Source organism: Streptomyces sp. NPDC019531 (genome assembly GCF_044903305.1).
Lineage (GTDB): Bacteria > Actinomycetota > Actinomycetes > Streptomycetales > Streptomycetaceae > Streptomyces.
In genome coordinates, this window is the sequence record NZ_JBJDQL010000095.1 from 1 (window position 1) to 11579 (window position 11579).

The 11579-nt window shown below is 70.2% G+C and carries 6 protein-coding genes and 4 pseudogenes; 4 read left to right on the forward strand and 6 right to left on the reverse strand.

Annotated features, from left to right (window positions below; translation table 11 throughout):
- Both ACI2L1_RS44345 and ACI2L1_RS44350 read left to right on the forward strand, forming a co-directional pair.
- Positions 1–100, forward strand: a pseudogene (locus ACI2L1_RS44345) (DDE-type integrase/transposase/recombinase); the annotation flags it as partial.
- 366 nt (positions 101–466) lie between these two features.
- Positions 467–844: a hypothetical protein gene (locus ACI2L1_RS44350; RefSeq protein WP_404745174.1), complete on the forward strand. Its 378-nt coding sequence runs from the start codon at positions 467–469 to the stop codon at positions 842–844.
- 16 nt (positions 845–860) lie between these two features.
- Here the strand turns inward: ACI2L1_RS44350 and ACI2L1_RS44355 are convergent.
- A pseudogene (locus tag ACI2L1_RS44355) lies at positions 861–1341 on the reverse strand (transposase); the annotation flags it as partial.
- A 1699-nt stretch (positions 1342–3040) separates the two neighbouring features.
- Positions 3041–4351 carry a glycoside hydrolase family 30 beta sandwich domain-containing protein gene (locus tag ACI2L1_RS44360; RefSeq protein WP_404745175.1) on the reverse strand — a complete coding sequence of 437 codons (1311 nt, stop codon included), beginning with the start codon at positions 4349–4351 and terminating at the stop codon, positions 3041–3043.
- Between the two features lie 741 nt (positions 4352–5092).
- Between ACI2L1_RS44360 and ACI2L1_RS44365 the strand changes: the two genes are divergently transcribed.
- Both ACI2L1_RS44365 and ACI2L1_RS44370 read left to right on the forward strand, forming a co-directional pair.
- Positions 5093–6766: a serine/threonine-protein kinase gene (locus ACI2L1_RS44365; protein WP_404745176.1), complete on the forward strand. Its 1674-nt coding sequence runs from the start codon at positions 5093–5095 to the stop codon at positions 6764–6766.
- Positions 6767–7025: 259 nt separating this feature from the next.
- Positions 7026–7397 (forward strand): annotated as a pseudogene (locus ACI2L1_RS44370) (VOC family protein).
- 290 nt (positions 7398–7687) lie between these two features.
- On the opposite strand, the gene ACI2L1_RS44375 reads toward ACI2L1_RS44370, so the two are convergent.
- The 4 genes and pseudogenes from ACI2L1_RS44375 to ACI2L1_RS44390 all read right to left on the reverse strand — a co-directional run.
- Positions 7688–9229, reverse strand: coding sequence for an FG-GAP-like repeat-containing protein (locus ACI2L1_RS44375; RefSeq protein ID WP_404745177.1), 1542 nt, complete (start codon positions 9227–9229; stop codon positions 7688–7690).
- A gap of 83 nt (positions 9230–9312) precedes the next feature.
- Positions 9313–9858 (reverse strand): hypothetical protein, encoded by a 546-nt coding sequence (locus tag ACI2L1_RS44380; protein ID WP_404745178.1) that lies wholly within the window; start codon positions 9856–9858, stop codon positions 9313–9315.
- A gap of 393 nt (positions 9859–10251) precedes the next feature.
- Positions 10252–10903: pseudogene (locus ACI2L1_RS44385) on the reverse strand (alpha/beta hydrolase); the annotation flags it as partial.
- A gap of 90 nt (positions 10904–10993) precedes the next feature.
- Positions 10994–11579 (reverse strand): phosphotransferase family protein (locus ACI2L1_RS44390; RefSeq protein ID WP_404745179.1); only part of this gene is annotated, 586 nt, incomplete at its 5' end.

Consider the following 11579-nt stretch of genomic DNA (forward strand, 5'->3'; position numbering starts at 1 on the left):
CCGCTGGTGCGGCGACATCACCTACGTCCCGACCGACGAGGGCTGGCTCTATCTGGCCACGGTCATCGACATCGCCTCACGGCGGGTGGTCGGCTCGGCCACCGCCGACAACGGATCAAGCTCAACACCAGGCCAAACACGCCTCACCCGCTATCACGCACCAACTCGTTATTCGGACTACTTCTGGTGACCGGCGGCAGTGTCGCGGCCGGCGGGGGCCAGGCGGCTGCCGCCACACTGGACACCACACCGCCGCCCGCCCCGAGCGTGCGGGCCGCGGTCGCACAACGGACGGTCACCCTCACCTGGCCTGCCGTGGCCGCGGCGGACCTCGCGGGGTACCTGGTGTACCGGTCGGACACGACGCCCGTGGCGCTCGACTCTGCGCACCTGCGCAGTACCGCGGTGCCCTTGAACGCGCTGACTTTCAACGACTACGCCGGCCACCGGAGCGACGTACTACTACGTGGTCGTCGCCGTGGACACCTCCGGCAACCGGACCGCCTCCGCACCGCTGGCCGTCGTCTCCAAGGACTACACTCCGCCACCCGCCCCCACCGGAGTCACGGGCTTCATCGATCCGGTCGCCCTTAAGCTCAACATCAGCTGGGACCCCAAGGCCGCCACGGACACGGAAACTGTGGGCTACCGCATCTGCTGGGGATCCGCCCCCGACGCGCCGTGCTTTTACGACGCGCTGGCGCCACTCATCACCGGCAACTGGTACACCACGCAGTTAACCGGGACCAATCCCGTACACCTACGGGTGTGCTCCGAGGACGCTGCCTATCAGCGTGCCTGCTCCCCCGTGGTGACCATTGAGGCTCCAGCGACCACAGGCTGAAGTCTCAGCTTGTCTTTTAACCTCTGAGGCTGTCGCGCTCGATGATGCTCTCGGGTCGCCTGGTCGTTTTCCCGACGTCATAGCGGGTTGCGGGGCGGTGATTTGGGGAGCCAAGTGGCCTTCCTGGCCCGGGAGTTGAGGGTTTCGGTGCACGGGCCGGACAGTGCAGGTGCGGGCGGAGGTTCCGAAACCCCCGGCGGACACGGGCCGGGGTGAGCCGGGCGGGCTCGGCCGGCCTCTCCCAGGGGCGGCGGAGATCCGCCACCGCTTCGCGGGTGAGCCGGAGCTGAGTATGGGCGGCGATCACGAGCGACGTCCAGCGATCCCCGGCCTCGGGGGTGCTTCGGGCGGGTCCACCCCCGGGTCTGCTTCATCAGCCGAAAGGTGTGTTCCAGGTCGAAGCGCCGCAGGAACGCCTGCCAGCGCACGTCGACGTTCTCGCCGCTCAGGCCGGTGGCCGAGGACCACAGCCAGAGCGGCAGCGGGTCTCCCCCGCCGCGTCCTCCTCGCGCACCCCGTCCGTGGTCCAACGGGCCCTGCGCACCGCTCGCCCGGCACGCGTCACACCGGCCGTTCCTCCGCCACGCCAGGAGAACCCGGAGCGGGCCGCTCTGGAACGGTCGTACCTCATCACCGTCGTGCGGGATGCCCTGGCCCACGGTCGCCGACCGACCGTGTGGTCGGCCCGGCTGGCCCCGCCTGCATGCCCCGGTCCCTCGCCTGCCGCTCGTGCTGGGACTGCGGCCGTTCCCCCGTCCGGGCAGCGTGAACTGTGCCTCGCGCAGGCACTGCCGGGACTGTCCGCGCCCGCCCGGGCCGCCTTCATGCTCGGCTGCACGGCATGCCCGACGACGCCACCGCCGACGTGCACGTCGAGGCCGGAGTGGACGACACCGCCGCCGCCCTTCGGGACGCCCGCGCTGTCGCGGCGCAGGCACGACCCGGGCCGTCGGCACTTCACGAGTTCAACGCCTGCACTCTCCAGACCAGCCCCACCGACCTGCTGCGGCGTCGCCGAAGGACGCGCTCGGGAACCGTCGCGGCTCTGGACGCTTCTGGCCGCGGGGGCGGTGCCGGCGAGGACGTCGCCGGACGAGCCGTCGCGGCCCGTCCTCCCCTCCGGCGTCACCGATCCCGTACCACGAGCCACCGACCTCACCCGCCCCCGACCGGGCCGTGGGACAACACCTCGCCCGTCGACTTCACCGCCTGGCCCGCGCGCGGTTCCCGCGTCCAGGACAAGGAACTACCCGGACGCACCCTGAGCACCCGGGCACGGCCACCACAGGGCACCCGCGCCACCGCGGCCCGCGCCACATCCACCGTGCCGGTATCCTCGGGCCGCTCTTCAAGCGTTTCCCCGGGCACGTCGAGGTCGCTGGCCGTGGCGCCCGTCGACGACGCGGACGTGACGACCGCGGCAGCCGTTCCCCCCACCTTCCTCCAGGTCCTCCGCCAGGACGAGATCACCCGCCGCGAGTCGGTCGCCCTCCAACGACGCCAGCACAGAGCGAAGTTCAAGCAAAAAGCCACCTTGGAGGGCGTCACACAGGCCATACCGGCCCTGCCCCAGGCAGGGGGCTGCGGCGGCAGGCCGGTCCTCCAACCGCGGTCCCCGGAACGGATCGCCGAACTCCACACGTCCCTGCTCTCCAGGGTGGACGACCTGTCCCCCTCCACCTCACCCACACTCCGCCGCCCGCACACAGCACGCCACCCGCGCGCCAGCCCGGGAGGCGACCGGCACCGCCGCGCTGCCGGCCTGGTCCCGACATGGCTGTGCTCCGGGAGAGCTTCGCGGCCGCGGTGTCCGTGCCCTCAACGCCTGGGACTTCGCCGAACAGGACCTGCCGGACGAGGGCGGCCACGCCGCGGTGACCGCGACCTTGGGCGACGAAGCCGCCACCTCCCGACGACTGCGCACCATCACGTGCAGCCCCCCATGGTGGAGCTCCGCACATCCAGGAGGCGACAATCGCGAAGCGCGTCCCCTCATGGCCTCACAGTCACCCTCACCACGCGGTGGCCGCGGTGTCGACTGACCGCGGGCACCGCTCAGTTGGGCTGGGTGGTGACGTGCGGCAACGCGGAAGCCGCACTCGCGAGCGGCGCGGCGCGGCGCGACAGGGGCATCGAGAGCAGGGACCCGAGGACCGCCCAAAGGACCGCCCCGCGCGCTTCCGCCGTGCCGTACGGTCAGCGGATCACGAACGTCGTCGCGCTGCGGGCGGGCAACGTGACCGTGAAGGAGCCGTTCGACACGCCGGTCGTGCCCTGGGACGCGACGGTCCTGGTCGCGTCGGTCAGCCACGACGCGACGCTGGACCCGGCACCGTTCGCCAGGGTGAACTGCTGACTCACGGCGGCGGCCGCCTTGTTGACGACGACCACGACCGTGGAGCCACCGCCCCGGTACGCAGAGACGTAGACGTTCGTCGCCGGATTCGCCGTCGCCCCGATCCGCACGTATCCCGGCCGGACGAACCTGGCGAAGTGCGCCATGGCCGCACCACGCTTACTGATCTTGCCGTCCTCGCGCATCGGGCCGTAGCTGCGCCTGATGTACCACCAGATGTACGCCTGGAACTCGGCGTCCACCATGGCCCGATGGATGTGCTCCCCCACATCGAGCGCCTGCGGCCACAGATCCGCCGAATCCGAGCTGTTGGGGTAGTACACCTCCGTCATCCACAGCTCCTTGCCCGCGCCCTTCTGTTTGAAGAGGGGGTACGGGAAGTTCGCGAACGGCGTGCCGTAGAGGTGAGCCCCGATGATGTCCACATTGGCGAGCGCCACCGGGTCGTTGAGGATCGGGTCCGACATGTTCTTCAGATACTGGAAGGACTCCGGCGCGATCACCCTGGTGCCGATCGAGCCGGCGTTCTCCCGCAGGAACCGGACCATTTCGGCGGGGGTCCACCAGGTCCAGTCCTGCGCGTAGTCGGGCTCGTTCTGCACCGATATGCCGTACAGGTTCACCCCGTTGTTGCGCATGTACGTGGTGAAGTCGTTGAGGTGCTGGGCGTAGGCGCCGTACATGTCGTACCTGAGACGTCGCGCGTTCGTCTGGCTGCCGTGGACGAAGGTCTCGACCATGGAGGCGGGCGGATTCCACGGTGATGCGATGACGGCCGCGCCGAGTTCGGCCGCGCGTTTGGCTGTCGCGAGGTCACGGTTCCAGTTCGCCTGGTCCTCGGGCACGGGGATCCTCAGCACAGAGAATCCCAACTGTCCGTCCGCGGTTCCGAACGCCGCGTCCCGCTGGGCCGCTGTGAGGTCTCCGATCCAGGCCGCGTGGCTCATGCCGCCGAAGCCGCGGATCGTCTGCCTGATGGCCGACGGGTCGATGACGGCCGTGGCGGCAGCCGTCACGGGCGCGGCCTCAGAGGCTCTGGCCACCGACGCCGGCGCGGTGAGCACGGGCAGGGCTCCCATCGTCGCCAGGACCGTCCTGCGGCTCGGCGATCTGCGGTCTCCGCTCTCGGACTCGTTCTGACGTTGTGTCATGTCTCCTCCTCCTGGCTGCCGGTCTTCCGCCCAGGCCCATGGGAGCGCTCCCATGCGCAGGGACGACTACGCGCTCGCTGTTTCGACGGGAGGTGCCGCTGCGTGTCGCCCCGGTCACCGCTCAGCGGTTCGGCAGGACACCAATGATGTTCGGTATCGTGAACAGTGTTCAAGTGGCGGACCTGACGAAAGTTAACGATGCCCCTCACCACGGTCAAGCCCTTCGACGGTGACGGCTGTTCCCGCAGCCGGCGGGCCGCTCCGTTCAGGGCTCGTCTCACGTGGCCGCGCTGCCACCTCGGTCCGGCGGTGGCGGCGCGGCTGATCCGGATCTGCCACGACTCGCCGGGAACGTACGAGGGCCACGCCCTGCGCGTCGAAGCACATGAGAAACCGGCGCCTGAGCAGGGGACGCGGCAGCGCGGTGGCGTGGGCCGCGAGGGCGGACACGGACAGGAGGGGCCGCACGGGCAGCACCCCGGAGACCGACAGACCGGTTCCCGGGAATCCAGCGGCCATGAAGGCCGGGAAGAACCGCATGAGCGCGAGTCACGACTCGAAGGCATCGACGGTGACCGCGTCCCGCCGACTCCCGATCGTCGCCACCCGACCCTCACTTCGTAAACGAAGATGACCACATCGGGGTGCAGGATAAGCTCGCGCCGATCCACGGCGATGGCCGGTGCGCCCCGCGCGCGGTGCCCGCCGCACCGCCTCCCCGAGTACCGCCCGGAGAACCCCATGAAGAGCCTGGATCCCCAGGATCCGCCTGCCATCGGCGGCTACCCCCTGCTGGCCCGGCTCGGGGCCGGCGGCATGGGACAGGTGTATCTCTCGCGTACGGCGTCGGGGCGGCCGTTGGCGCTGAAGACCGTGCGCGCCGAACTGGGCGCCGACGCCGGTTTCGAGGAGCGCTTCGCCCGCGAGATCGCCAGCAGTGACCAGGTGCGCTCGTCGTGGACGGCGGCGGTCGTCGACTACAGCCCCGCGGGGCACAGGCCGCAGTGGCTGGCCACGGAGTACGTGGCCGCGCCGTCCCTCGCCGAGTGGGTGCAACTCCACGGGCCGCTGCCCGAACCGGCTGTCCGGGGGCTTGCGGCCGAACTCGCCGAGGGACTGCGGGCCGTGCACCGGGCGGGTCTGGCCCACCGTGACGTGAAGCCGTCCAACGTACTGCTGGCCCGGCGCCACCCGCTGCTCATCGACTTCGGCATCGCCCGGGCCGTCGACGACACCCGGCACACCAGGACCGGCGGGGTGATCGGCTCCCCCGGCTTCATGGCACCGGAGCAGGCGTCCGGCGGCATCTCGACCGGGCCCGGCGACATCTTCTCGCTGGGCGCGGTGCTGGTCCACGCCGCCACCGGGCAAGGTCCCTTCCTACGGCCCGGTGAGGCACCGTCGGCGGCCCAGTTGCTCTACCGGATCGTGCACGAGGAGCCGGTGCTCGACGCCGTACCCCCGTCGCTCGTACCGCTGTTGGCGGACTGTCTGCACAAGTCACCGGAGCTTCGGCCCACGGCGGACGAGCTGTTGGAGCGGATCGGCGCCGGGTCGGGCACGTGGGCCGGGGCGCTGCCGGCAGGCCTCGCCGAGGACATCGCCGCCCGGGAGGCCGAACTGGGGGCGTTGCTGAAGCGCTCGAACCCGGCGGTCCCGGTGCGCGAACTCCCCACGCAGGACGCCGGATTCGGGCCGGCACCCGGATTCCCCGTGGCCGGGAGCCCGTCCACCCGCGCACCGGGCGCTTTCGGACCGCCCGTCCCTCCGTCGCCGTACGCGACCCATCCCGCTCCGCCGATGGCGAGCCCGCCGTCCGGCGCCGCCCCTGCGCAGGCGGGCCGTGCAAGAACGGCCGTCCTGGTCGTCGGCGCGGTGGCGGCTCTGGCCGCCGTGGTCGCGCTCGTGCTGCCGAACGGCTCCGGCGACGACAAGAACGGCGCGAGTGGAACAGGCGGCACCGAGGATACGCAGCATCCGTCCCCGTCCCCGTCCCCGTCCCTCTCCACTGCGACAGGCACCCTGCCCGCGTCCTGGGTGGGCACGTGGAAGGGCACCGGGCCCGGCAGCGACGCTGGGGACGGTGTGGTCAACTCCCGTACGACCGGGGTGTCCGTGACGGTAACCCTGCATGCCGCGGCCGAGGGTGACATCGTGGGCAGACAGGTCAGCCGCATCACGGACGACACCGGCCGGGACATCGGCTGCACCGAGACCCTGCGGCTGTCCGAGGCACACGGCACGACCATGGTCTTCGAGGCGGCCACCAGCACGGCCACGGATCCGTCGTCCGGTGTGCTGTGCGTACGGGGGAACGTCTACACGCTGACGAAGACCGGCGCGAACACACTGACCCTGGGCGACGAGGGGAGCCAGGCGGCGGGGGCGCCCTCCAGACTCGACCGGACCTCCTGAGGCCGGCGGTTCCGACGGGACCAGAGGGTGGACGGAACCAGCGGGCGCCCGATGGGCAGCGAAAGCGGCCCGCCCCTTCTGCACGGCCGACGGCAGGGCCAGGACGGCACCGTCGAAGACGCCCCCAGCATCGAGGTTGCGGGCTCCAGCGCGAACCCGGTGGCGGAACATTCAGAGGTACGGCCGCCCCGAGCCCGCGGGCCGAACAGCCGGTGGCGTCCGACCGGCCGCCCGAGCGTCCTGCCGGCGGGATGAACATGTGCTTGGAATCGACGGTCACTTCCTGGCGGGCCACCGACCCGGGGGACCTGGGCGCCTGGTACCGCGACTGCCTGGTCCTGGACGCCGCGGAGAACGGCCTGTGGCGGCAGGAGGCCGGGCCGACGGTGCTGGGGACGTTCGAGTCGGAGACCGAATGCTTCGGTCCCGCGCGCAGCGCACCATGCTCAACTTCCGGGTGCGCGACCTGGAGGCGATGCTCGCCCGGTCGCGCGCCAAGGGGGCTGACGTCGCCGGGGAGACCCAGGACATGGACGGTGTCGGCCGGTTCGGCTGGGTCACCGATCCGGAGGGCAACCGTATCGAGCTGCGGCAGACCGCCTGCCCCTCGCTCACGGACGCCTACCGGTGAGGCTCCGGGCACCCTTACGGCCCAGTCGCGGACCAGGCCCCCCGACTCAGGCGGTGGGTGCCGTGGATCGTGCCCTTTGCCGAGGGAGGGTGCAGAGCTGATCGAGACCAAGGCCACCGCCTGCATCGGTACGGAGTGGAACGAGCACACGCCGACGCGAACCCATATCCGCTGTCCGCAACGGACGCGGGGAGATGGTCCTGACCACACCCGGTGCTCCCGATGATTCAGGGGTTTTCCCCGCACTCTCGGGAGGGGTGCGGGGAAGAACCGGAGATCATTCCTGACGCTCAGATGATGCGATAGGGGCCCCAGCCGGTGCCGGCCTGGTAGCGGGTGCCGAGGGTTTCGATGCCGGGCTTTCCGGTGCCCGGGTAGACCCACAGCGTGCCGTCCGACGCCTGACGCGACAACACATCGGTGCGGCCGTCACTGTTGAAGTCCCCGGTCCGGAACACGTCCTGGGTCTGCCAGCTCCTGCCCACCTGATAACGAGTGGCGAAGGCCTCCATACCGGACTTTCCCGTGCCGGGATACACCCACAGCGTGCCGTCCGACGCCTGACGCGACAACACATCGGTGCGGCCGTCGTTGTTGAGGTCGCCCGTGGTGATGAAGTCCTGGCTCTTCCAGCCGGTGCCGACCTGGTAGCGGGTGCCGAGGGTTTCGATGCCGGGCTTTCCGGTGCCCGGGTAGACCCACAGCGTGCCATCGGACGCCTGACGCGACAACACATCGGCGAGCCCGTCACTGTTGAAGTCCCCGGTCCGGAACACGTCCTGGGTCTGCCAGCTCCTGCCCACCTGATAACGAGTGGCGAAGGCCTCCATACCGGGCTTTCCGGTGCCCGGGTAGACCCACAGCGTCCCATCGGACGCCTGACGGGACAGGAGATCGCCGATTCCGTCGTTGTTGAGGTCTCCTGCAGTGACGGAGTTCTGGCTCTGCCAGCTGGTGCCCGCTTGGAAGCGAGTGCCGAACGTGCTGCCGCTCGCGTTTCCGGTGCCGGGGTAGATCCACAGAATGCCGTCGTCCTTGATGGCCGCGAGGTCCGCCTTGCCGTCACCGGTGAGGTCGTCCGGGTTGCGGGAGATGGCGTGGGCGACCCAGTCGCCGATGTCGTCGACACGGGTGTCGACGGCACCGGTGCGGGTTTCGGCGGGATCGGTGCCGAGACATCCACCTTGCCAGGAACGGGAGTTGATGGCGACGAGTTCCGTGGCGCCGTCCACGGTGCGCAGGGCGGGACCACCGGCGTCACCCTTGCAGACAGTCGCGGTGTCGGAGCCGTCGAGGTCGACTGTCGTGCCGGTGGTGGAGCCGACGGTGAACGTGCCGGTGTGGAGTTTGTCGGGCACCCATTCGGTCTTGGTGCGTCCGAACCCGGCCTTCACCAGCTCCTCACCCGGGGACGCGGGCGTGGTCGCCAACCGGACGGGTGTGATGCCCGGGTCGGTGATCCTGGCGGCGAGTTTGACGAGCACCAGGTCCCGGTCGGCGTGCGGGACGAGCTGGATGGCCGGCAGGACGCTGCCGCTTGTCTGGGTCAGGTCGGTGCGGCCGACGGTGACGGTGGTGGCGACGGCGGGCTTGCCCGCGGGCGGCTTGCCGTCCGCGGCGAAGCAGGTGGCCGCTGTCAGCACCCACTGCGGGGCGACGAGCGTGCCGGTGCAGGCGCTCTCCTCCCCGACGTTGATCTTCGCGACGTAGTTCAGCTGTGCCGGGGCCTCGGCTCCGTTGAGTGCCGTGGCGGTGGCGGCGCTCAGCATGACGGGGGCCGCGAGCAGGGCGGCGGCCGACGCGGTGAGACGGGAGCGTCTGGAGAAGTGCATGAAGGTGGATTCCTAGCGCGAGGGCCGCGGGTCCTGTGGGCACCGGACCGCGCAGCGGTGAACGTGTCGGTGTGGACCCGCGGTTACTTGGAGGACCTGATCTCGACGAGCATGTGCTCGCGGCCCTCCGGGTCCGCGGCCTCCCCCACTGCGGTCCAGGAGTTCTCGGCGATGTCGAACGACTTCTGCTCGCTGCCTACGGTCATGTCGACCGTGGTCGAGTAGTCGTTGCCCCTGATCGCGAAGACCGCGGGGATCTCCAGGGTCAGCCAGCCGGAGTTGCCCACCACCTTGAAGCAGATCTTGTCCGCCCTGTCCCGGGCCATGATCTCCAGCAGGCCGGTACCACCCACACAGTCAGCCAGGGTGATGTGCCCGTCCCCGCGCTTGAGGACGATGTTCTTCTCCGCGAGGATCTTGTCGGCCTGCGGGTAGCTGAAATCCTCCACCGTGTAGCCGGGGGCATCCTCGGCGACCAGTGCGGTGGGGCCCGCTTGCTGCGACGCCCCGCCGGAGAAGCCGGTGGTCGCCGTGATCCACGCCAGGACGCCGACCGCGCCCGCGCCCAGAGCGCGCCGCGCAAGACGCTTGCGCCGCGGTCTCACGGACGTTCTGCTGCATTCCTTCATTGCATCCCCCAATTTCGTCACTGATTTGGTCACTGACGGCCGGAGTGATCACCGGGCTCGAATTCGGGCGCACAGGAATGCGATATGGACATCGCTCTGCCGGGTATTCCCCCCAACTCCCTCGGGAAGCAGTCCCCTTGCCTCCCGCGGCGAGAGTCCCCCGTCCCGGTGGTCGTCATCCGCTTCGCCATGATGACAACATGAAGTGACCCCCAGGTCGAGTGCAGAAATCACACATACCGTGGCAGCTTCCACGCCCCATTCGTGATCCCTGTCACAACTCGCAAAGGTTGCGCGGGGGCTTGTGAAGGATATGTGAGCGACCCTGACGGGTAGTCAGGGACTGGAATGCGCAAGGGCGTTGAGGAAGCTGAGGAAGGTTTCGTGAGCGTGGGAGGAGGGCCATGTCCGGCGCACTGCCGTGGTGTTGTCGTAGGTGGTACGTGGGTCTCCTGTGGCGTTGACGAGCAGAGCAGGCAAGTCGTCCCGGCCGGTGGTCGGGCGTTCGTGAGGCCGGTCCCAGAAGGCGCAGGGGTTGAGGTTGTGCGTGATGGGGCCGAACAGCCCGTCGCGCACACGGGCCCGCTGGACGTCGCGCCAGTGGACCTCCGGATTCCTCGGGGCGGCGGCGTCTCCGCACAGGATCGCGGTCTGGGCGCTCCCGTAGTGGGAGAAGTCCCCGTAGGCGGCGGCAGCCTGGACGCGGTCTTCAGGGCGTGGCGGTTGGCCCTCTCGCTGCCTCGCAGCAGCCGGGGACCGTACCGGTCCGGGTCGATGACACCGTTCAGGACGACCCGGTCGGTGCGGCCGGGGAACATCGTGGTGTACACCTCGCCCAGGCAACTGCCGTACGAGTAGCCCAGGTAGGAGATGCGCCGCTCACCGAGCGCGGCACGGATGACGTCCGGGTCGCGCGCGGTGTTGCGGGTGGTGACACTCGGCAGTACGGCAGTACGGCGCCGGCGTGCTGCCGACAGCGCTCGGCGAGGTCCCGTGAGAAGGCCGCCATGCGCACGGCACCCTGCTCGCCGCGGTCATGGCTCCGATCGCGACGACATCCACCACGCGTTAGTCATCCTCGACTGCGCCCTGTCATCTGCCGGCGACGACAGCGCACCGCACAGGCGATGCGTCCTCACATCCGGGATCTCAGTACGTCGACCTCACAGCCCGGCGCGAACGGGTCGAAGCCGTGCTCGGCCAGCCAGCGAACCACCAGCAGGCTTCGCAACGACCACCACGCACGGATCACGTCGAGGTCGACATCCGCGCCGTAGCCGGCGATGACGTCGTCGAGGTGCTCCTCGTGTCCGAGCGTGAAGGTGGCGAGGTCGTACAGGGCATCGCCCTGGCCCGCCTCGGACCAGTCGATGATGCCGGTGACCTCGTCGCCGTCGACGAAGACGTGCGCGATCTGCAGGTCCCCGTGGGTGAACGCCGGAGTCCACGGCCGGAGCGCGGCCTCGGCGACCTGGCGGTTGCGGGTGACCAGGTCGGCGGGCAGGACGCCGTTGGTCACGAGCGACTCGCACTCGGCGTCGAGTTCCGCCGCCAACTCGTCGAGGCCCCGGCCGCTCTGGCCGGGCCAGGGTGGCGCGGGCGCGTCGTGCAACGTCCGGATGGCGGCACCCCCGGCGGCCCACGCCGCCGGTGACGCGGTCGACTGCTCGCCGAGCCGGCCGAGCACGACCCCCGGCACCGCGGCGATCGCGAGCACGGAC

Excerpts from the sequence above, each read along its gene's own strand:
- ACI2L1_RS44360 (WP_404745175.1), bottom strand. The coding sequence starts at position 4,351 with ATGACACAACGTCAGAACGAGTCCGAGAGCGGAGACCGCAGATCGCCG.
- ACI2L1_RS44375 (WP_404745177.1), bottom strand. The coding sequence starts at position 9,229 with ATGCACTTCTCCAGACGCTCCCGTCTCACCGCGTCGGCCGCCGCCCTG.
- ACI2L1_RS44380 (WP_404745178.1), bottom strand. The coding sequence starts at position 9,858 with ATGAAGGAATGCAGCAGAACGTCCGTGAGACCGCGGCGCAAGCGTCTT.
- ACI2L1_RS44365 (WP_404745176.1), top strand. The coding sequence starts at position 5,093 with ATGAAGAGCCTGGATCCCCAGGATCCGCCTGCCATCGGCGGCTACCCC.